13 protein-coding genes and 2 pseudogenes are annotated in these 23,364 nt (G+C 35.9%); 11 read left to right on the plus strand and 4 right to left on the minus strand.

Annotated features, from left to right (window positions below):
- Positions 1–62 precede the first annotated feature (62 nt).
- Positions 63–519, minus strand: a pseudogene (locus Q7C23_RS01025) (hypothetical protein).
- A complete protein-coding gene (locus tag Q7C23_RS01030) occupies positions 446–649 on the minus strand; it encodes a hypothetical protein (RefSeq protein ID WP_375030779.1) in 204 nt (67 codons plus the stop codon). Before Q7C23_RS01030 ends, Q7C23_RS01025 begins: the two are co-directional and overlap by 74 nt.
- A 218-nt stretch (positions 650–867) precedes the next feature.
- Here Q7C23_RS01030 and Q7C23_RS01035 point away from each other — a divergent pair, with 218 nt between their 5' ends.
- The 11 genes and pseudogenes from Q7C23_RS01035 (at position 868) to Q7C23_RS01085 (ending at position 18,852) form a co-directional block, all read left to right on the plus strand.
- Entirely contained in the window at positions 868–1,767 is a 900-nt protein-coding gene (locus Q7C23_RS01035; RefSeq protein ID WP_375030780.1) for an LD-carboxypeptidase, read from the plus strand.
- Between the two features lie 149 nt (positions 1,768–1,916).
- Positions 1,917–2,288, plus strand: a pseudogene (locus Q7C23_RS01040) (YraN family protein).
- 121 nt (positions 2,289–2,409) lie between these two features.
- Positions 2,410–3,066 (plus strand): hypothetical protein, encoded by a 657-nt coding sequence (locus Q7C23_RS01045; RefSeq protein ID WP_008466087.1) that lies wholly within the window; start codon positions 2,410–2,412, stop codon positions 3,064–3,066.
- 360 nt (positions 3,067–3,426) lie between these two features.
- Positions 3,427–3,990 (plus strand): RNA polymerase sigma factor, encoded by a 564-nt coding sequence (locus Q7C23_RS01050; protein ID WP_375030781.1) that lies wholly within the window; start codon positions 3,427–3,429, stop codon positions 3,988–3,990.
- 338 nt (positions 3,991–4,328) lie between these two features.
- Positions 4,329–5,507 (plus strand): FecR family protein, encoded by a 1,179-nt coding sequence (locus Q7C23_RS01055; protein WP_375030782.1) that lies wholly within the window; start codon positions 4,329–4,331, stop codon positions 5,505–5,507.
- A gap of 188 nt (positions 5,508–5,695) precedes the next feature.
- Positions 5,696–8,902 (plus strand): TonB-dependent receptor, encoded by a 3,207-nt coding sequence (locus Q7C23_RS01060; protein ID WP_375030783.1) that lies wholly within the window; start codon positions 5,696–5,698, stop codon positions 8,900–8,902.
- Between the two features lie 9 nt (positions 8,903–8,911).
- On the plus strand, positions 8,912–10,420 hold the full coding sequence (locus tag Q7C23_RS01065; RefSeq protein WP_375030784.1) for a RagB/SusD family nutrient uptake outer membrane protein: 1,509 nt from the start codon (positions 8,912–8,914) through the stop codon (positions 10,418–10,420).
- Positions 10,421–10,435: 15 nt separating this feature from the next.
- Entirely contained in the window at positions 10,436–11,515 is a 1,080-nt protein-coding gene (locus Q7C23_RS01070) for a SusE domain-containing protein (RefSeq protein WP_375030785.1), read from the plus strand.
- 104 nt (positions 11,516–11,619) lie between these two features.
- Complete coding sequence (locus tag Q7C23_RS01075) at positions 11,620–13,005, plus strand: alpha-amylase family glycosyl hydrolase (protein WP_375030786.1); 1,386 nt, start codon at positions 11,620–11,622, stop codon at positions 13,003–13,005.
- A gap of 45 nt (positions 13,006–13,050) precedes the next feature.
- Positions 13,051–15,228, plus strand: a complete 2,178-nt coding sequence (locus Q7C23_RS01080; protein WP_375030787.1) for a glycoside hydrolase family 97 protein — start codon at positions 13,051–13,053, stop codon at positions 15,226–15,228.
- 255 nt (positions 15,229–15,483) lie between these two features.
- Entirely contained in the window at positions 15,484–18,852 is a 3,369-nt protein-coding gene (locus tag Q7C23_RS01085; RefSeq protein WP_375030788.1) for an Ig-like domain-containing protein, read from the plus strand.
- 297 nt (positions 18,853–19,149) lie between these two features.
- Here the strand turns inward: Q7C23_RS01085 and mfd are convergent, their stop codons facing one another.
- Entirely contained in the window at positions 19,150–22,515 is a 3,366-nt protein-coding gene (mfd, locus tag Q7C23_RS01090; RefSeq protein ID WP_375030789.1) for a transcription-repair coupling factor, read from the minus strand.
- Entirely contained in the window at positions 22,508–23,122 is a 615-nt protein-coding gene (locus Q7C23_RS01095) for a hypothetical protein (RefSeq protein ID WP_375030790.1), read from the minus strand. Before Q7C23_RS01095 ends, mfd begins: the two co-directional genes overlap by 8 nt.
- Between the last annotated feature and the right edge of the window lie 242 nt (positions 23,123–23,364).

Genomic DNA, 23,364 nt, shown 5'->3' on the forward strand with positions numbered 1-23,364 from the left:
GTTTTCAGTCACAGTCTCCGTTTTCAGATCAAACCTATAAACTGAGACCGTAAACTGCGGCTTTATATTTTTTCTTTTATCAAATAAATATAAACAGGAAAGTGATCGCTAAAACCAACTTCTGTCTGACTATGCCGAAGCGGATATCCTTTGTATTGACCGGAAGTCTGAACTAAAAAAGGGCGATTAAAAATACCTGCTTTCCAAAACGTAAAAGCGGAATGATCGGGTTTTATAACAGATTCTGTCATCATGATCGAAAATATCCCAGGAATCCCGAAAAGCAATAGTTCCCATTCCTTTGTTGGCCATTTCTTCAAAGGGATTGAAAACACCAAACTCCGAAACTTCTTTCTTTTTCGCCTTTGCTCCTAAAGCTATTTTTATGCTTCTATTAAACGGACCATCATTTAAAACTCCCATTGTAAAAACTTTGGCCTTTGGATTAATTTGCTGCAAGGAGTCGATAATGCTGTGCTCCTGTTGGCGTCCATTCGTCATCATTGGTATTGAGATCATTATTGGTATCAAAGAGGTCTTCGAAATTGTAAAATGCAACCGTGTGAATGATATATTTTTTGGATTGTGCTTGTAAATTTGCAATTGATAGAAGAAAAATAAAATAAATTCTGGCTTGAAAGTTGCGCATAATTGCTGAGTATTTAAAAATATAAAATTACGAAAATACTGTTTTGTAGGAAATTTCTAATAATTTAAATTTTTAAAATCCCTATATTTGTTATTCTATTCCAATTACAACTTATGATCAACCCTATATATAAAAATTTAAAGAAGCACTTTACACGCTATAAATTCGTATTTCTTATTTTTGCTTTACAATCACTCACCTGTCAATCTCAACAAAACATGATCACACCACCTTATTTACAAAAAGGAGATACTATAGCACTTTTAGCAACTGCCAGAAAAAACATCGACGACAACCTTAAACCTACTATAGATTTATTGCATAGCTGGGGTTTAGAAGCTGTTGTTGGAAGTACAATTGGACTTGATTTTAACCAATTAGCTGGAACAGATGAGCAACGTGCAGCTGATTTTCAGAAGCAATTGGATAACCCGAATATTAAGGCAATTTGGTGTGTTCGTGGTGGATATGGAACTGTGAGAATGCTTGATTTATTAGATTTTACCAAATTCAAACAACATCCTAAATGGATTATTGGTTTTAGTGATGTTACGGTTTTACATAACCATTTAAATACAATGGGCTATAAATCGATTCATGGCGTAATGCCTGTAACGATTCCGAGAGCAACTCCGGCGGCCATCAGTTCTATGAAATCGAGTTTGTTTGGAGAGCCAGTATCTTACTCCGTTGGTCCGGACAAAATGAATCGTTTCGGAAAAGCAACCGGCGAATTAGTGGGTGGAAATTTATCTATTTTGTACAGTTTGTTAGGATCTCCATCGGCAATAGATTGTAAAGATAAAATTCTATTTATAGAAGATTTAGATGAATATCTATATCATATTGATCGTATGATGATGAACCTTCGTCGCAATGGCTGCATCGAGAGCCTGAAGGGAATTGTTGTTGGAGGAATGACAAAAATGAAAGATAACGAAGTTCCCTGGGGTAAAAATGCAGTCGAAATTATAGACGATGTAACCAAAAAATATAATATTCCTGTAATCTTCAATTTCCCAGCCGGTCATATTCAGGACAATAGAGCTTTGATTATGGGAAATACCGTAACTATTGATGTAAATGCATCTGGAAGTACGCTTACTTTTCAAAAGTAATATTTCTACCCAATAATCTTTAATTAGGGAAATCTAAATACCACATAAAATCACGCAAAGACGCAAAGTTTTAATTTAATTCTTTGCGACTTTGCGTCTTTGCGTGAAATTACTAACCGCACAGTGCTTGAGACTGAAAACTTAAAAAAATGGCTGAACACAATGAACTAGGAAAAAAAGGAGAAGAATTGGCTTTAAACTTTCTTCAAGAAAATGGTTAGGAAATAAGAGACCGAAACTGGAATTTTCAAAAGGCTGAAATTGATATCATTGCACAAAAAGACAACTATTTGGCCATAGTCGAAGTTAAGACAAGATCGAGTTTAGATTTTGGAGATCCGCAGGATTTTGTGAAACCCAAAAAAATTCAGTTACTCATAAAATCAGTAAATGCCTACATAAACGATAGGGAAATGGATTTTGATGATGCGATGGAGGTTCGTTTTGACATCATTGCGATCCATAAAGACGGTGAAACATTTGCAATTGAACATCTTACCGACGCATTTTATCATTTTTAACATATTTTTTTATTGTTATAATTGTAACAAATTGTTTTTTTATTTATCTTTGTCAAGATTTATAACATCACTATTAAACCAAACCAACACAATTACGTTACAAAAAAAAAGAAAAAAAATTATGAAAACCGTTTCTTCAATCGTCGAAAATTACATCAAAACAAAGCCGTTTTTATTAAATGCATTATCTCTCGGAATAATTAATTTAACCTCTCTTTCTCGGAACATTATGACCGAATTAGAAAGCGAATTTGGCAAAGAAGTAAAACAAGGCGCTGTAGTAATGTCACTTAAAAGACTTACTGAAGAATTAGATTTTAAATTGAACCATAAAATCAATAAAGTAATCAAGAATATTGGTGAAATTACGGTTCGTTCTGAGTTGACGGATTACACTTTTGCAGCTTCAGAAACTGTATTAAATAAACAAGCCGATTTAATTTCTGATATTAATGCGTTGTCTGATATTTTCTACACCTCATCTCGTGGTGTAAATGAGACGAATATTGTTGTCAGCAGCAGTGTAAATCATTTAGTTGAAAAGCACTTTATGCGTGAAAAATTAATTCAAAAATTAGATAATTTAGCTTCGATTACAGTAAAATTACCAAAAGAAAACATTGTGGTTCCGGGTATTTATTACTTCATTTTCCAGCGTTTGGCCTGGGAAGGAATTATCATCAATGAGGTAATTTCTACTTCAAATGAATTCACCATTTTAGTGGGAGAAGATCAGGTTGATGTTGCATTCAAAGTAATTAAAGATCTTAAAAACTAAGTTATATTTTAATTTTCATAGAATCCTTTTGTCCTTCAATTGAAGACAAAAGGATTTTTTTTTGAATTGTTTTTTGTCATTCTCTTTAAATTTTCATTTTCACAAATAAGAATATTCTCAAAAGATAAATTCTAAATTAAATAACAATTTACTAAAGCGTCAAAAACACACTTACTTGAAAAAAGGGTACTTTTAGACTGTTTTTGTCTCATTCATTCAAAAAACGTTATAAAAATAAGAATTAAGTTTTTTTACATATAATTTGCTGCGAATAATATTTTTATATATTTGCTACGAGTCAAACAAGAATCTTCCGTTTGACAGTTTGGTATAATTAGAATTAAATAAAGACTAATTAAATTGCTGGAAACAAAAAACCATAGCGAACAATTATTAGTTAGTGAACTCAAAAATGGGAACGAAAAAGCCTTTCGCCAACTTTTTGATTTATACTATCAGGATATCTATGGTTACAGCATTAGTCTTTTAAAATCGAAAGAAGCAGCCGAAGAAAATGTGCAGGATGTGTTTATGAAAGTCTGGCTGCATCGCGAAAACTTAAATCCAGATCAGTCTTTTAAAGCCTACATTTTTACCATTGCAAGAAATCAGGCTTTTAATACCCTAAATAAAGCTGCAAACGATCTGGCTCTTAAAGAAGCTGTTTTTTACGAAAGTCAAAAATCTCATGAATATGGAGATTATTCCATACGGGAAGCGGACTGTAAGAAACTTCGAAAGCAGGCCATGAAACAGCTTCCTCCCAAACGAAAGCAAATATTTAAAATGTCACGAAAGAAAGGCATGAGTTACGAAGAAATTAGTCAGGAACTCGGCATCTCTATAAATACAGTCAGGAACCAAATGAGTAAAGCATTAGAATCGATGCGAGTCTTTTTTCACGTTCATGATGAAATTATCTAAACCAAAAAACCACAAACCATTAAAATCATCCTTTTCGGATGATTTTTTTTGTTTAACCGCAAGGAACGTGAGGATCTACGCAAGGTTCGCAAAGGTTTATTCATTGCGTTCTCTGCATAAACCTTTGCGAACTTTTCGGTTAAATCAACAGTTTAAATGACAAAAACATGATTTCTAGCATAAAAATTATTCTTCATGATAGAATTCAGCAAAATCAACACTTAACAAAGGTTTATTCAATATCAAAATGTTAAAATTAAAAAATTTATAACGTTTGAGTAGTACTCAACTTCCTTTCAACTGTATTATATAAAAACCGGACCTAAAAACAATTCGTAATGAATTCAAATTCTGAAATAAAAAACCTTTTACAAAAGTTTGTTTTAAACCAATGTACCCCTGAGGAAACAAATGAAGTAATTGCCTATTACAAAAAAAATCAACTTACAGACGATTTTCCGACTGTAGAAGACATTCAAAATCTTTTGGGCGAAATGCCAAAAATGAATGAGAAAACTGCTGATGATATTTTCTTAAACATTTTGGGTGCTGCTAAAGAAAATGAAACTACAATTTCTATCGCGCCTAAAAAATCAAATTTCAGAAAATACATTTCGATAGCTGCTTCGGTAGTTGTTTTATTAGGAATTGGGTTTGCTTATCAAAAGGGAGCTTTCAATACTAAATCAGAACCAAAATTCGATTTTAAAAGTACTGACATTGTATTACAATTAGAAAATGGAAATATTCAGATTATTTCTGAGAATAATAAAGTTGAAGTAAGAGATGCTGACGGAAATATAGTTGGAAATCAGGACGGAGATAAAATTACTTACGACAATAATTCTGATTTAGAAAAAATCGCTTATAACACCATCAAGATTCCATACGGGAAAAGATTTCAATTGCAGTTGTCTGACGGAACTCTTGTTCATTTAAACTCCGGAACTACTTTAAAATATCCTGTGAAATTTATTGCCGGCGAAAACAGACAGGTCTTTTTAGATGGAGAAGCTTTCTTTGAGGTCGCCAAGGATAAAAAACATCCCTTTATCGTAAATGCTGACAATTTGAATGTTCGTGTTTTAGGAACACATTTTAATGTTTCAAACTATCCTGAAGATGCTGTAACAGATATCGTTTTAGTTGAAGGTTCTGTTGGAATGTATAATGTAAAAGAAGAATTTGATGCTAATAAAAACACTATTCTTAAACCGGGTTATAAAGGAAGCTTCAATAAGGGAAATAGCCAGATTTTTACAAAACCTGTTATCACAGACATTTATACTTCATGGATTAATGGCGGACTTACTTTTAGAAATATGACTTTCAAAAATATTATTACAAAACTAGAAAGACGTTACAATGTCACTATTGTAAATAAAAATGAAAAACTGGCAAACGAGAAATTCAATGCAAGTTTCAAAGAAGAATCTATCGAAAATGTGATGAGCTATTTTAATGACATTCATGGCATTAATTACACCATAAAAGACAATCAAATACTAATTAAATAACCACTAAAACCAATGAAAATAAATGAAGAGAAAATACTAGAATAAAAAAATCGGAAAGAGCTGCGAACAATTTCCGATTAACTAAGTGATTGAATATAACGAATTAACTACAATCAATTAACAAAATTATGAAAAAAAAATCAAAGAATACTGGGTTTTTATACCGAGTGTTCCAAAATGACCTAAAATTGAAACTAACTACACTACTTATTTTGGTCGCCATGTTTAATATTAGAGGGAATACTTATGCCCAAAAGACAAAAGTAACCCTGGAATTAAACAATTCAACTATCGAAAAGGTTATTGAGACCATAGAGCAAAAAACAGATTTCAGGTTTATTTACAAATTGAGTGATATCGATTTAGATCGAACAATTTCAATTTCTGTAAAAGATCAACCCATAAATATTGTTTTAGATAAACTTTTTAAAGGAACTCCAACTGAATTTAAAGTTAGAGATACTCAGATCATTTTAAAAAAGCCCGGGCTAAAAACGGAGGTCGTTAAATATCAAAAACAAACAGTTTCTGGTGTTATTACTGATGAAAATGGTTTGCCATTACCTGGAGCTTCTGTTCTTGAAGAAGGAACCAGAAATGGAATGGTAACCGATTTTGACGGAAAATACAAGATTACGGTTGAAAGCACTTCATCTGTAATCATAGTAAGCTTTATTGGATATAAAGAAAAAAAAGTAACTGCTAATCAAAGCATTATAAATATTCAGCTTATTCCGGATGCAACTGATTTACAAGAAATTGTAGTAGTGGGTTATGGTACTGCTTCCAGAAGAGATGTTACGGGAGCTGTTTCCTCCGTAGCAGCAAAAGACATGAATCAGGGTGCAATTGTAAATCCATTGTCCTTGATTTCAGGAAAAGCTGCGGGTGTAAATATTACTCAGGTTGGAAGTGAACCAGGTTCAACACCAAGTGTTCGTATTCGTGGTATTTCTTCTTTAATTGGAGGAAATGATCCGCTTGTAGTTGTTGATGGAATTCAGGGAAACATGGATTTGTTAAATCAGGTTCCGCCAAGTGAGATTGAAAGTATAGATATTTTAAAAGATGCTTCAGCTACTGCGGTTTACGGTTCAAGAGGAGCACCTGGGGTTATCATTGTAAGCACAAAAAAAAATAAAGCAGGCAAAACTACGATGGAATATATAGGATACACTTCTATAGATTTTATTCCAGAAAAATTGGATATGCTGGATGCAAATCAGTGGTGGGAAACTGCTCAAAATGTTGGCGTTCCCGCCTCTTCAAATCATGGTTCGAATACAGATTGGTACGGTCTTTTAACGCAAACCGGAATCACACAAACGCATACACTATCATTTGGTGGAGGAACTGATAAATTTAATTACAGAGCATCTATCACGGCTATTCTGCAAGATGGTGTAGTAATTAATTCAAGCAATCAAAAATATATTGGTCGTTTACAAGCAACGCAATTGGCGCTTAATGACAAATTAAAATTGACTTTTAATTTAAATACAGGAGTAAATAATGTAACAAGCAGTATTGGGAATATTGGAACTGTAGGTTATTCATCTAACCTAATTACAAATGCATTATTAGCCAGACCAACAGATCCTGTTTTTAATACTGATGAAAGCTACTTTACAGATCCGACCGTATTTCATTACTTAAATCCTTATGCAGCTGCACAAGAAGTTACCAATGAAACTCAAAATGACAATTTATTTGGAAGTTTAAAGGCAGAGTTAGATTTAGGCAAAGGCTTTGCAGCAAACTGGTTTGGAAGCTGGAGAAAAACGAATAGAACTGCAGGATATTATATGCCGGCAAAATCTACTTTTGCAGATGCAGTTGAGCAGAACGGTTTTGGTAATATTGAAAATAACAGACAAAATGAAAAATTAACCAATCTAAGTCTTAACTACAAAAAGTCTTTCGGAATCCATAGCTTTAATGCATTGGCTTTATACGAATGGCAAAGTCAAACTTATCAGGGTAATTTCACTCAGGCAAGAGGTTTTATCAGTGATGAAGCTAGTTACAATGCACTTCAGTTCGGTGATTTATCTAAAGTGAGAGCCGCAGATATCAGATCTTATAAAAATGACAGGTCTTTAGTTTCTTATCTAGGAAGATTAAACTACTCTTTATTAGATCGTTATTTACTTACAGCAAGTATCAGACGAGATGGTTCATCTGTTTTTGGTACTAACAACAAATGGGGAAATTTCCCGTCTGCATCTGTGGCATGGCAAATTAACAAAGAATCATTCATGACCAATCAGAATTTATTTTCTGAATTAAAATTACGCGTAGGTTATGGGGAAACTGGTAATCAGCAAGGTCTTGTGCCACAAACTTCACTGCCGTTAGTGGATAGTGCCGGAACTATTTATTTTGGAGGATCGCTTATTACCAATTTTGGTATTTCTCAAAATGCAAATGCTGATTTGAAATGGGAAACCAAAAAACAAACCAATATTGGACTTGATTTTGCTCTTTTAGACAATAGGTTGAGAGGTAGTGTAGATGTTTATGATTCCACAACAGATAATTTATTGTTCAACTACACTGTACCGCAACCACCTTATCCATACGATCAAATTAAAGCAAACGTAGGAAGTATTTCAAACAAAGGTTTAGAAGTTGCTTTGGCGTATGATGTTATTAAATCAGAAAACAGCACACTTACCTTAGCAGGAAACGTATCCTTCATGAAAAACGAAGTGCTTAATTTAAGCGGCAGCATTAATGGTATTCCTTTAAATACTAATTATGTGGGCTGGGGCGCACCAAACTCCTATTTAGTACAAGGACAACCAATTGGTTCATTTTATATTTTAGAGCATACGGGAGTTAATGGGAATGGTGTCGAAACTGTAAAGGATCGTGATGGAAGCGGACTTATAGATCAAGGTGCCAGAAGCGCAGATCGCTATAATGCAGGATCAGCATTACCAACTTATACATTTGCATTTAATCCGACTTACAGATACAAGAATTTTGATGCTTCTATGTTATGGAGAGGTTCCGGTGGGAATAAAATCTACAACACTCTTAACCAAAGGTTGAGCATGCTGGAGAATACGGGTAGTTCAAATATTTTAGAAAGCGGTGTTGAGAAAGGAATTCGTTCTTCTCCATACGGATCTGATATATGGTTAGAAGATGGTTCATACATACGCTTGGATAATGTTACAGCAGGATATACTTTCCGTTTTACTGACAAATATGTAGACAATATTAGACTTTCTCTTACAGGAAACAATTTGCTTCTTATCACAGATTACACAGGTTTGGACCCGGAATTGAACGTAAGCGCAAATAATGAAGAAACTTTTGGAGGAGATAAAGGTATTTATCCTCGTACCAGAAGCATTGCATTTGGTTTGACTGTAAAATTTAAATAGTAAAAAGAAATGAAAATTAAAAATATAGTAATAGCAGGAAGTGTATGCTTCCTAAGCCTTTTTAGCTGTACAGATTTAAACGAAAATGTATACGATAAATATCAACCTGACAGCTTTTACGGAACTCCTGAGGGAGCCAATATTGCATTGGCAAGTGTTTATGCTGAAATTCCGGGTGATTTTGAACGCAAAGGTGTCCCTGGAGTAGGTTATGCAGGAGCTGATAACGGCTGGTATGATATGAACTGTATGTCATCGGATGAGCAGGTTATTCCGCATAGAAATGACGGTAACTGGCAACAGGATTTTGCCCGTTTGCACAAACATGTATGGCTTCCAAGCGAGGGTATTATTAATAATACCTGGAGATGGTTATACAATGGTATTTTCAAAGCCAACTTAGCAGTTGAGCTATTAGAAAAAGGAAATGCTGATCCTTCAAAAATAGCGGAAGCAAAAGTAGTACGTGCTTTTTTTTACTATTTATTGATTGATGATTTTGGAGATGTTCCTTTTTATACTGATAATAATATTACGGTAGACAAGATTCCTCAGGCAAGCCGCAAAGTAGTATTTGATTTTATTGTAAAGGAATTAACCGAAAATGTAGAATTACTTTCAATAACTAAAGGCGGAAATTATTACGGAAGATTTAATAAATGGGCCGGATATACCTTATTAGCAAAAGTATATCTAAATGCGAAGGTATATACAGGAGAAGAGAAATGGAACGAGTGTCTTGCTGCTTGTAACAAAGTAAGCGAAGGTGGTTTTACATTACATTCAGGTGAAGAAAATACTAATAGTCCTCTGGGAAATAAATACTACGAATTATTTGGAGATGTACTGCCGGACGATGAAACTATTTTACCTATCTATGCTACTCTTGATGTTGTATCACGTAATATTTACACCAATCGCAGTCTGTATGGACCACATGGAAAAGCTCTATTTGGTTTTGATACCTGGAACGGAACTATAGTTCCTAAAGATTTCTTCCTGAAATACGATTTAAAGGATATTAGAAGAAAACAGTTTTTAGTTGGAGAACAAAAAGGCGGATTTAATTATACTCTTGATGTTGCTTCATTAGATGATCCGGGAGCTGATCCTCAGGCTGGCGTTCGCAACATTAAATTTTATCCAGCAGGAGCACAAACTGGTGGAGGAGCTTCAAATGACTTCCCGATTTACAGATATGCTGATGTAATTTTAATGATGGCAGAGTGTAATGCTCGTTTAGGAAATCCTGCTGCGGCAAAACCTTTTGTAGATCAAATCAGACAACGTGCGGGATTAGATCCTTTGGAAGGAAATCCAACCCTAGATGATATTTATAACGAAAGAGGATTCGAATTAAACTGGGAAGGTCACAGAAGACAAGACATGATTCGTTTTGACAAATTTTTATTAGCAAACGAGTTTAGAGCAGCATCTCCTGCTTTTAGAAAATTGTTCCCAATTCCAACATCTGCTTTGGATGCTAATCCCGGACTTAAACAAAATCCTGGTTACTAAAAACAAAAAACTATTATGAAAAAATATATAAATAAATTATTCGTACTAGGCAGTTTGCTTTTTTTAGCTGCTTCCTGCGAAACTGATGGACAACTAACAACTTTAGCAAAAGTAAGTTTCCCTGCTGCGATTGAAGTTTCATCGAAAACAATTGTACTTAAAGAAGATGTGTCTGATCAGCAAGCGTTACTTGTTTCATGGCCAAAAGTGACTTATCCGATCGCTGCGCCTGTTACCTATGCGCTACAATTTGACTTAACGACTGACATCAAAGGAAGCGAGGCTTGGGGAAAAGCTAAACGAGTTGAAGTTGGTGAAGATGTTTTAAGTAAATCTTTTACCGTCTTCGAATTGAACAAAATCGCTACAGAATTAGGGCTAAAACCGAATGTTGCCGGAGAATTAGTAATACGCGTAGAGTCTTCGATGGATCATAGAATTTATTCCAATCCTGTTACAATAACGGTCACCCCTTACGAAAAAGTAGTGGTGTTCGGCGAAATATATATGCCGGGAAGTTATCAGGGATGGGGTATAGAAACAGCAGCTGCATTAACTGAAATACAAGTAGGAATTTATCAGGGGTATATGACTGTGCCTGATGGTTCAGGTCCTGGGTTTAAATTAAATAAAGCAAGAAACTGGGCTCAATTCTACGGTGCAGGTGCAACAAATGCTGATTTAAAAAACATGAGTGATACGGATTTAACACTTCCAGGAGCAGGTTCATATCAAATAAAAGTAAATTTAAATACTTTAAAATGGAGCGGCACACCTTATTCATGGGGAATTGTTGGAACAGCAACAGCAGGAAGTTGGGATGCAAGTACTCCAATGAGCTATGATCATCAAAACAAAACATGGAAAATTACTACCACCCTACTGCCAGGAGCCTTAAAGTTTAGATTAAATAATTCCTGGGACGTAAATTATGGTCCTGCAGATGCTTCAACCAATACAATTAACCTTGGTAATACAGCTGCTTATAGCATTGGACTAGAAGGAACTTATGAAGTAACCTTTACAATAAACGAAGTAGATCCGGTATCAAATGGTTACCCTGCAACTGCAACTTGTACTATCGTTAAAAAATAATCTAACATTAAAATAAGCTAGATTAGTTTGAGTGATACCTGCCTTTTTGAGCGAAAGGCAGGATATCTTTAAACTTTGTACTTATTTAATCAAATTTAAAAAATATGAAATCAAATATAAACATCATCTACACGCTGCTAATTGCATTGGCTTTTATTTCGTGCAGTTCTTCTGATGACAATTCCACCCCTATTGCCCCTTCCCCTTATACCCAATATGGCGCTTCTTTTGAAAAAATGCCAAATAAGGAAGACGCTATCATTTATCAGGTAAACATTCGTGCTTTTAGTCAGGCAGGAACTTTAAAAGGTGTTCAGGACCGACTTGCCCAAATTCAGGAATTAGGCGTAAATGTGATTTACCTAATGCCTGTTTATCCTGTTGGAAAAATAAAAGCTTCAGGAGAATTGGGTTCACCTTATGCTGTGCAAGATTACAAAGCAGTAAACCCTGATTTTGGTACGCTACAAGATCTGCAGGTTTTGGTTGAAGAAGCACACAAAAAAAACATGGCTGTTATTTTAGACTGGGTTGCCAACCATACAGCTTGGGATAATGCCTGGATTACACAACATCCAAATTGGTATCAAAAAAATGACAAAGGAGAAATCATCATTCCTCCTGGAACAAATTATAATGATGTTGCGCAATTGGATTTCAATAATACAGAAATGAAAGACGCCATGATTGATGCAATGTCATATTGGGTTTACAATGCAAACATTGACGGTTTCAGATGCGATTATGCTGATTTCGTTCCTCAAAACTTTTGGACAGATGCAATTACGAAATTAAGAAACATCAAAAAAAATCAAAATATATTAATGCTTGCTGAGGGTACAAAAGTGAATCATTTTGCTTCTGGTTTCGATTATACATTTGGATTTAACTTTTTCTCGACTTTAGAAAAACTTTTCAAAGAAAATAAATCTGCCACTACTATTCAGGATTCAAACGCTGCCGAATATGCAAACAATTACAAACCTGAAAATAGAATTGTAAGATATACAAGCAATCATGATGTGAACCTTTCTGAAGGAACTCCTTATGAACTTTTTGGAGGAAAAGAAGGTTCTATAGCTACATTTGTTGTTGCTGCCTATTTGAAATCTGTTCCAATGATTTACAACGGACAAGAAGTAGGATACAATCAAAGAATCAATTATTTTTCAAGAACGCCAATCGACTGGTCTACTGCTGATGCAGCTGTTTTGGCAGAATACAAAAAAATAATCGCTTTCAGAAATGCTAGTAATGCTATAAAAAAAGGAGCTTATACAGGATACAGTACTAATGCTGTAAGTGCTTTTACAATGGTAAACGATACTGAAAAAGTGCTGGTTCTTTCTAATTTAACAAATTCAGCTGTTAACTATTTGGTTGCTCCTACATTAAAAGGAACATGGAAAGATGCTTTTAGCGGAAATGCCGTAACTGTTGGTGCCGAAGTGACACTACAACCTTTTCAATATTTAGTATTGAAAAACTAATACTAAAGCAATTTTAAAAATTAGCTTTGCAAAAAATTAAATAACATGAATTTTCAATCCCAAAAAAGGCTTCAAATTCGTTTGAGCAAAAAACTAGCGCTTTTACTTTTCGTGTGTGCGAACTCCTTATGGATTCAGGCACAGGAAATCAATTCGCCAGACAAAAATCTTTCCTTAAAATTTGAATTAAAAGAAGGCGGAATTCCGTCTTACCAATTATCATATAACCAAAAAGCAGTTATAAAACCAAGTTCTTTGGGTTTAGAGCTTCAAAATTTGCCTTCGTTTTTGGATGGTTTTACCGTAACAAATACAGCACAATCTTCTGTTGATGAAAATTGGAATCCGGTTTTAGGGGAAGAAAAAACCATTCGTAATCATTATAACGAATTGGTTGTCACTTTAGCGCAAGCGAAAAACAACAACAGATATATTCGCATTCGTTTCCGTTTATTCAATGACGGATTAGGTTTTAGATATGAATTTCCGAAGCAAAATGACCTGAGTTATTTTGTGATTAAAGAAGAGCGTTCTGAATTTAATCTGGCTGGAAATCATAAAATTTTCTGGATTCCGGGCGATTATGATACCAATGAATATGCGTACACGACTTCGAAAATTTCTGAGATTCCTTCGTTGATGAAAAAAGCCACGATCGAAATTAATTCGCAGTGGCCGATAAAAGAACTTGCTGTTCAAACGCCATCTATGATGAAATCTGATGATGGTTTATACATCAATATTCACGAAGCGGGATTAATCAATTATCCGGCAATGTATCTGGAAGTTGATGCCGTAAATAATAAAATGCGCAGTCATTTAGCACCAGATGCAGTGGGGGCAAAAGGGTATATGCAGACGGATGCACAATCGCCTTGGAGAACTATTGTCGTTAGTGATAAAGCAACGGATATTTTGGCTTCAAAATTAATTCTGAACCTCAACGAACCTACAAGTTACAAAGATGTATCCTGGATCAAACCAGTAAAATTCATCGGAATCTGGTGGGAATATTTTGTAGCAGGAAGAAGTACCTGGGCTTTCGGAAAAGAAAACAACGTAAAACTTACAGATGATTTCACGAAGCTTACGCCAAATGGAAAACATGGAGCTACAACTGAAAGAGCAAAAGAATATATTGATTTTGCTTCGAAGAATGGTTTTGATGCGATTCTTATCGAAGGATGGAATATCGGTTGGGAAGACTGGATCAACAACTGGAAAGAAGAAGTTTTTGATTACGTAACCGCTTACCCGGATTTTGATGTAAAAGCAGTTCATGCATATGCAGCTTCAAAAGGAGTTAAAATTATCATGCATCACGAAACTTCAGGATCTGCAACGAATTACGAGCGTCGTTTAGATCGTGCTTTTCAATTTATGAATGACAACGGATACGATGCTGTAAAAACAGGATATGTAGGTAAAATTATTCCGCGTGGCGAACATCATGACGGGCAATGGATGGTGAATCATTATATCAATGTAGCCAAACGTGCTGCTGATTATAAAATTATGATTGACAGTCACGAAGCGGTTCGACCAACAGGTTTGAACAGAACTTTCCCGAACTGGATTGCGCAGGAATCTGCAAGAGGAACAGAGTTTGAATCAATGGGAGGTCTAGCACCGGATCATACTACTATTTTGCCTTTTACCCGTTTGATGGGTGGACCAATGGATTATACGCCAGGAATTTTCCAAACTGATCTTTCGTATTACGGAACTGGAAGTACACAACGTGTCAACACAACTTTGGTAAAACAATTGGCGTATTATGTTACGATGTACAGTCCATTACAGATGGCGGCTGATATTCCAGGGAATTACGAGCGTTTTCCAGATGCTTTTCAGTTCATTAAAGATGTTGCAGTCGATTGGGACAACAGTTATATTTTAGAAGCTGAACCAGGAGATTACATCACAATTGCACGTAAAGCTAAAGGAAAAGACACTTGGTTTGTGGGAGGAATCACAGACGAAAATGCGAGAACTGCAAACATCACATTTGACTATTTACCTGCAGGCAAAAAATTCATCGCCACAATTTATGCTGATGCTAAAGAAGCAAACTGGGATAAAAATCCACAGAAATATACTGTCACAAAAGTTGTTATAACCGCAAAAACAATTTTAAAGCAGTATTTAGCTCCAGGCGGAGGTGTTGCCATCAGCATCAAAGAAGGAAATGCAACTGAATTAAAGGGATTGAAAAAGTTATAAGATTACATACTTATCACATGTAATTAAAAGTTTTGCCACGAATTTCACGAATTGGCAAGAATTACTATTGCCTAAAAATTAGTGCAAATTAGTGCAATTCGTGGCAAAAAAATATCGTCCACTTTTATGGACAAAAATTAAAAATTTTACTACTTGAAAACTATTAACCACAACATGTTTGTCAAATTTAAAACCAATGCGAGTGAGAATGAATTTTAGTTAGAGATGCTGACAAGCATGCAAAAAACCGAAATTATGAAAATCAAAATTACCACTAGATTATTTCATTTCACGAAAACAATAATCTGTTTTCTATTATTATTTGCAAGTTCCGTTTATGCACAAGATCCGCCTCAGTATGGTACGCCTTTTGCCGGTGTTCCCGATACCCGGGATGTAAACATGTATCAGGTACATATTCGTCCGTTTAGTGCCAACGGAAATTTAGCCGGAGTAACCGCCCGTTTAGATAATATAAAAGCACTCGGTACCAACGTTATTTATTTAATGCCCATTTATCCTCATGGTACCGATTCTCGCAGCTCGCCGTCGCCTTATTGTATTAAAGATTTTAAAGCGGTGGGATCAGAATATGGTTCGCTTTCCGATTTAAGAACTTTAGTAGATGGAGCTCATAGCCGTGGAATGGCCGTTATTTTAGACATCGCCATCAACGGAACTTCTTGGGATAATGCCTGGACGACCACGCATCCTGAGTATTATATGAGAAGCGGCACAACTATTCAGCAATTAGGAAACTTCTCCGATATCGCAGCTCTTGACCTTAATAATACGGGCACACGCGCCGCTATAAAAGATGCGATGCGTTACTGGATTTTAGCAGCAAACGTTGACGGATACCGTTGCGATTATGCTAATAACCCTCCATTAGATTTCTGGTCTGAAGTTATCGGAAACATCCGTGGAATTTCTTCTCATAAATTATTAATGTTAGCCGAAGGAGACAGACAAGCCAATTTTACGGCAGGTTTTGACATGAATTTTGGTGACAGATGGTTTTGGAATGCCTTAAAGGATGTTGCTGCCGGTGGTCCGGTTTCGACTCGCTTTCAAACGATCAATGATTACGAATATGCCAATGCAACGGGTTCAAATCAGGCTGTTCGTTATACCGGAAATCATGATACGTATACCAATGATAATGGCGTGCAAAGACCATTCGTAATCTTCAATAATCACAACGGAATTGTAGCAAACTTTTTAGTTTCGGCTTATATGAAAGGAGTTCCTTTTTTAATGAGCGGACAGGAAATCGACTACGAACCCAAAACCGACTGGCCTTGGCAAGGCTTTAAATTCAATTGGTCTCAAAATCCAACTGCTGCTGCCGATTTTGCTAAGATTTTAAATTTCAGAACTTCGAGCGCAGCGATCAGACGTGGAGATTTAACGATGTATGCGAATGATGATATTAGCATTTTTACCAAAACATTAGGTACTGAAAAAGTAATTGTAATGTCGAATTTAAGAAATGCTTCTAAATCTTATGTTATTCCGGCTGCTTTGGCGGGAACTTATGTAAATCCATACAATGGTAATGCTCCTGTAACTTTAACTGCAGGTGCTACAAGATCATTTGCTGCTTATGAGTATTTGGTTTTAACCAATACCAATGCTCCGGTTGTTGCGGTGACAGGTGTTTCTGTTAGTCCATCCACAGTAACAGTTGGTTTGGGTTCTACACAACAATTAAGCGCAACGATCGCTCCGGCAAATGCAACAAATCAAAATTTAAACTGGACATCCAGTAATACTTCTGTAGCAACAGTTAACGCTTACGGGTTAGTAACCGCTGTAGCAGCAGGAACAACTACAATCACAGCTACAACTGTTGATGGCAACAAAACAGCAACTTCGGCAGTTACTGTTGCGGCAATTCCAGTGGCTTCTGTAAGTGTTACACCAACTACTGCAAGTTTATATACAGGAAATACACAACAACTTACGGCAACCGTTTTACCAGCAAATGCCACTAATAAAAACGTAACTTATAGCTCAAGTAACACGACTATTGCAACTGTAAATTCCAGTGGACTTGTAACAGCGGTTTCAGCAGGAACAGCCAATATTACAACTACAACACAAGACGGAAACAAAACTGCAGTTGCTGCAATTACAGTAAATCCGAATACTAATTTTACGGTTTACTTCTATAAACCATCTAATTGGGGAACTGGAATTAAAATTTATTATTGGAGTGCTTTGCCAACAGGAGTTTTAGCAAACGCCACCTGGCCGGGAGTTAATATGACCGATGTCGGAAATGGTTGGTACAGTTATACGTTCACCAACGTAACGTCAACCAATTTAATTTTCAATGACGGAACCAGTCAAACTGCTGATTTAAGCCGAAACAAAACAGGCTGGTACATGAACAACACTTGGTATGATTCGAATCCAGGGACTGTTGTTGCGGTTACTGGAGTTACTTTATCGCCAACAACGGCCACTTTATTGGTTGGTGCCACACAACAAGTAACACCAACAGTTGCCCCTGCAACGGCAACGAACAAAACGGTTTCTTATAGTTCAAGCAATACGGCTATCGCAACTGTAAACGCAACTGGATTAATAACTGCAATCGCAGCAGGTTCTGCAACTATTACTGTAACCACTCAGGATGGAGCAAAAACAGCGACTTGTGCGGTAACGGTAAACGCAACAAATGTTGCAGTAACGAGTGTAAGTTTGAGTCCAACTACAGCTTCATTAGCTGTTGGCGGAACGCAACAATTGACGCCGACAATTCTTCCTGCTAATGCAACAAATAAATCGGTTACTTATAGTTCTAGCAATACAGCTGTAGCAACGGTAAATGCATCAGGGTTAATTACAGCTGCAGCAAATGGAAGCGCAACAATTACGGTTACAACTGTTGACGGAAGCAAAACAAGTAGTTGTGCAGTAACAGTTTCAACTGCAACAGGAAATTATTACACGATCAAAAACAGATGGACTGGCGCTTATTTATCTGATGCCGGAGCAAATGTTGGTTACGGAACTACCGTTTCGGGCAACAGTTACAAATGGCAAAAAATTGCTATAGATGCGACTTATTTTGTGCTGAAAAATGTATCAACTGGTGAATTAATTAATATTGAAGGCCAGACTGGTAGTGTTCAATGTAATATTACAGATACTACTTTCTGGAGCGCACAATGGTCTAGCGATTATATCGACGGAACATGGACAAGATTGAGAAACAGATGGCAATCTGGAAATATTATTCATGTTGAAAACCAAACAGGATCGGCACAATACGGAAATTCTCAGGATGGCTGGTATAGCGCACAATGGCAATTAGAACCAACAACAGTTGGAACAGGAAAATCGGCTTTAAAAATTGATACTGTTACAGAAACTGAGGCTGTAATCGGCATTTATCCGAATCCGGCAACTGATAGTGAATTTCATGTTTTAATGCCTGAATTACAAGCTGGAGATGTGGCTTCGATCACGGTTTCAGACATGAATGGAAGAACGGTTTTAACAGAAAGACTTTCGACTTCAGGACAAATTAATCACAGTTTAGCTTCGGGGATTTATATTGTAAATATTAATTCGAATGAATTTAATGTGACGAAGAAACTGATTGTTAAATAATGTTTATTGCAACGAATTAGCACGAATTAATATTTTTTAAAAAGTAAATGCCGGATGAAAATTTCATCCGGCATTTTTTTATGTTTACTTTTCTACACAAGGTTAAAAAAAGGTAAATAGAATTACAAAACGTCTAATCTAGCCCCGATAGGACTGGAAATCCTTTTATGCTGGGGTTCAGCACAAAAGATCACTTCACTTAATTCTTATTCTTACTGGAGTTCAGTGAACTTCGTTTGAAAGGGATAGCGGTACTGATCTTCTTTTGAAAAAGAATCTTTCTGCTTCTAAATAAAATTACTCCCCTAATAATTCCATCAATTCCAATGCTCTTTTAGTCGATTTTACATTCTCAAAAGTCAATAAAAGTCGTAAACCATTAGGCGTTTGTTTTTCTTTCATTTGACAAAGTGAACTGTATTTTTGCACAAATTGTAAAACCTTTCTAAATTTTGAGGACTGGTAATAGTCAGACTGTTGATCGGAGACAAAATAACCAATCATTTTACCTTTTTTCATCACGAGTTTTTCGATTCCAATGTTGGTTGCAATCCATTTAATGCGAATGCTATTCATCAAGGCGTTTGCGCGTGGAGGCATTGGTCCGAAACGGTCAATTAATTTGTTCTGAAAAATAACAAGTTCTTCTTCATTTTTTACAGAACCCAATTCGTTATATAAACTCAAACGCTCGGTAACATTATTAATATATTCATCAGAAAACAACAACTCAAAATCGGTATCGATTTGTAAATCTTTTACATATTCTTTCGTTTCAATATCGTTCTCTTCCGGATATAAATCTTTGAACTCGTTTTCCTTCAATTCTTCGATGGCTTCGTTCATGATTTTTTGGTACGTATCAAAACCAATTTCGTTGATGAAACCACTTTGTTCTCCTCCCAATAAATCTCCGGCACCACGAATTTCAAGATCCTTCATGGCGATGTTGAAACCGCTTCCAAGTTCACTGAATTGCTCCAAAGCCTGAATACGTTTTCTGGCATCTTCGGTCATAGAAGAATACGGCGGACAGATGAAATAACAGAATGCTTTTTTGTTGCTTCTCCCTACTCTACCTCGCATTTGGTGCAGATCTGACAATCCGAAATTATTGGCGTTATTAATGAAAATCGTGTTGGCATTGGGTACATCCAAACCACTTTCGATGATTGTGGTTGCCACCAAAACATCAAAATCTCCGTTCATGAAGCCTAACATCAATTCTTCGAGTTTGGCACCTTCCATTTGACCGTGACCAATTCCGACTCTGGCGTTTGGCACCAAACGCTGAATCATTCCGGCCACTTCTTTTATATTTTCGATTCGGTTATTGATGAAGAAAACCTGTCCGTTTCGCTGAATTTCATACGAAATGGCGTCACGAATAATCTCTTCATTAAAACCAACAACATTGGTTTCTATCGGATAACGATTTGGCGGAGGTGTGGTAATTACAGATAAATCGCGCGCTGCCATTAATGAAAACTGAAGCGTTCTCGGAATTGGCGTTGCGGTTAATGTTAGCGTATCAACATTCGCGGCAATCGTTTTTAATTTGTCTTTTACGTTTACGCCAAACTTTTGTTCTTCATCGACAATCAATAAACCAAGGTCTTTAAAAACCACATTTTTGTTTACTAATTGATGCGTTCCGATGACAATATCCAGTTTTCCATCGGCTAAGTCTTTTAAAGTTTGTGCTTTTTGTTTTGCGGTTCTGAATCGGTTTAAGTAACCTACAGAAACGGGCATATCTTTTAATCTTTCTGTAAAAGTTCTGTAATGCTGGTAGGCTAAAATCGTTGTTGGCACTAAAACGGCAACTTGTTTGCTGTTATCAACTGCTTTAAACGCAGCACGAATGGCAACCTCGGTTTTACCGAAACCAACATCACCGCAGACCAGACGATCCATAGGGCGATCGCTTTCCATGTCGGCTTTTACTTCTTGTGTTGATTTGGTTTGATCCGGTGTATCTTCATATATAAACGAACTTTCTAATTCGTTTTGCAAATAACTGTCCGGTGCAAACTGAAAACCTTTCTCCAATCGACGTTTGGCATACAACTGAATTAAGTTGAACGCAATATGTTTGACACGCGCTTTGGTTTTTTGTTTTAAAATTTTCCAGGCGTTCGATCCTAGTTTATAGATTTTCGGAGGCGTTCCGTCTTTTCCGTTGTATTTGGAGATTTTATGAAGCGAGTGAATGCTTACATAAACGATGTCATTATCAGCATAAACCAGTTTTATGGCTTCCTGCGTTTTGCCTTCCACCTGAATTTTCTGCAAGCCACCAAACTTCCCGATTCCGTGATCGATGTGGGTTACATAATCGCCAACAGAAAGCGCTGTTAATTCTTTTAGCGTAATATTCTGCTTTTTAGAATAACCGTTTTTGATGTTGAATTTGTGATAACGCTCAAAAATCTGGTGATCGGTATAGGCCGTAATTTGATTTTCTTCGTCAATAAAACCCTGGTACAAAGGCAATACAATAGTATGATACTGCTTGCGGATATTCTCTGAATTCGCTTCATCCAAAGATTCGAAGATATCATGAAAACGTTTTGCCTGCGTTTCATTTGAACAAAACAGATAATTTTTATATCCGTTAAAATGATTTTCGCTCAGATTATTCAACAGCAAATCAAATTGTTTGTTGAAAGAAGGCTGTGGCTGAAAATGAAATTCAACCTTTTTAGTAGTTTTGAAAATGGGTTTTGAAGCCAATTCTACTATCGAAAAATCTAAGGCACGTTTGATAAACGAACTCTGATTTAAGAATAATTGTTCGGGAGTGGCGTGTTTTATTTCGCCTGAAAGTTTCTCAAAAGTTTCTTCGGCTCTTGCGAATTGTTTGTCTAACTGACTAAAAAGTCCGTCGGTATTTTGAATAAAAAGAACGGTTTTCTCTGCAATATAATCTAAGAAACTTTCACGGTTTTCCTGAAATATCTTGTTTTCGACATTCGGGATAATCGTGATTTTTTTATGCGTTTCCACCGATAATTGGGTTTCAACATCAAAACTTCGGATACTGTCCACTTCATTGCCGAAGAATTCAATTCTATACGGATGATCGTTCGAAAAAGAGAACACATCGACAATTCCTCCACGAACAGAAAACTCTCCCGGTTCAGTAATAAAATCAACTCTTTTGAATTCGTATTCAAATAAAACTTCGTTGATAAAATCGATCGAAATTTTATCGTTCAAAGAAACTTTTAAAGTGTTTTTATCTAATTGTTGACGTGTCACCACTTTCTCAAAAAGTGCTTCCGGATACGTAACAATTATGGCAGGTTTTTTACGGGAATTGATTCGGTTTAAAACCTCAGCACGAAGCAAAACATTGGCATTATCAGTTTCATCAACCTGATACGGACGACGAAATGAAGCCGGATAAAACAAAACATCCTGCTCACCGATCATTTGTTCGAGATCGTTCAAATAATAAGCAGCTTCTTCTTTATTGTCTAAAATAATTAAAAAAGGTAATTCAGTTTTTTTGAAAACAGCGCGAATAATAAATGAAACTGCTGATCCCAACAAACCGCTAAGATGCATTTTTACCTGATTTTGCTCTAGTAATTGGTTGGCAATCTGCTCTGTTTTTGGCAGATTATCGTAGGTAGTATATAGGGCGTTTTTACTCAACTTTAGGCGTATTTTTGTCTATAAACGGCGCAGGTTGTAAATTCGGAATTGCGCGTGTTGTATCTAACATTCTCAAGAAATCTTCTTCACCTTCTTCTTTCGGAATTTTAGCTTTCTCAACGATTTTATCCATTTGTCTTTCTAATGAAACCAATTCTTTGTTGATTTCTCCTATTAGAAAAGTTACTTTCTCGTCTGGAATCGCACTCAAATGAATGAATAGATCCAGCATTTTGACTTTGGTAATCAAAATAGAAATTCGGCTTTTTATTTGAGGAAGATTGAATTCTGCAGGAATATTATTGTTCAGTGCCATTGCTTTTTTTGAAATAGCAGTTGACTTTTTCTGAAATGCGCCGATTGTTTTTCTTGGTTTTTCGCCCAGTTCTTTTAGAAACTCACGCCATTCGTTCCAGGAGTTTACATTTTTCTCTGAAACTTCATTGATTGGTTCGTCTATAAAAACCCAGGCCTTATTAATATTGTTAAATATTTTTTCGTTCTTTTTTGCCACTTTTAGATTTTCAGCAAGGCGTTTTTCATTTTCATTTTGACATGAATTCAGCACAAAAATCAAAAGCAAAAAAAGAGATATTTTATATTTCATTTGGTAAAACATTAAGCTACAAAGTTACAAAGTAAATTTACAATTACGAATTCTGTTTTTTGCTAAAGAATCTATAAAACAAGCTTATTTTTTTGTCCCTTTCGACAGCGCTCTCCATAACCATTTAAAAGGTTTCTTTTTACCTTTTATTTTCCATGAAAATGATTTTTAACAAAACCTTTTTAAAGGCACACAGACACATCCGTGCCGGCACAAAGGCACACCCTTGGAAAAGAGAATTA

The sequence above is a fragment of the Flavobacterium sp. LAR06 genome (assembly GCF_041946075.1).
In the GTDB taxonomy this organism is placed as follows: domain Bacteria; phylum Bacteroidota; class Bacteroidia; order Flavobacteriales; family Flavobacteriaceae; genus Flavobacterium.

Coding starts and splice junctions, on each gene's coding strand:
- Q7C23_RS01030 (WP_375030779.1), bottom strand. CDS start 649: ATGCGCAACTTTCAAGCCAGAATTTATTTTATTTTTCTTCTATCAATT.
- Q7C23_RS01075 (WP_375030786.1), top strand. CDS start 11,620: ATGAAATCAAATATAAACATCATCTACACGCTGCTAATTGCATTGGCT.
- Q7C23_RS01065 (WP_375030784.1), top strand. CDS start 8,912: ATGAAAATTAAAAATATAGTAATAGCAGGAAGTGTATGCTTCCTAAGC.
- Q7C23_RS01080 (WP_375030787.1), top strand. CDS start 13,051: ATGAATTTTCAATCCCAAAAAAGGCTTCAAATTCGTTTGAGCAAAAAA.
- Q7C23_RS01085 (WP_375030788.1), top strand. CDS start 15,484: ATGAAAATCAAAATTACCACTAGATTATTTCATTTCACGAAAACAATA.
- Q7C23_RS01035 (WP_375030780.1), top strand. CDS start 868: ATGATCACACCACCTTATTTACAAAAAGGAGATACTATAGCACTTTTA.
- Q7C23_RS01045 (WP_008466087.1), top strand. CDS start 2,410: ATGAAAACCGTTTCTTCAATCGTCGAAAATTACATCAAAACAAAGCCG.
- Q7C23_RS01055 (WP_375030782.1), top strand. CDS start 4,329: ATGAATTCAAATTCTGAAATAAAAAACCTTTTACAAAAGTTTGTTTTA.
- Q7C23_RS01070 (WP_375030785.1), top strand. CDS start 10,436: ATGAAAAAATATATAAATAAATTATTCGTACTAGGCAGTTTGCTTTTT.
- Q7C23_RS01095 (WP_375030790.1), bottom strand. CDS start 23,122: ATGAAATATAAAATATCTCTTTTTTTGCTTTTGATTTTTGTGCTGAAT.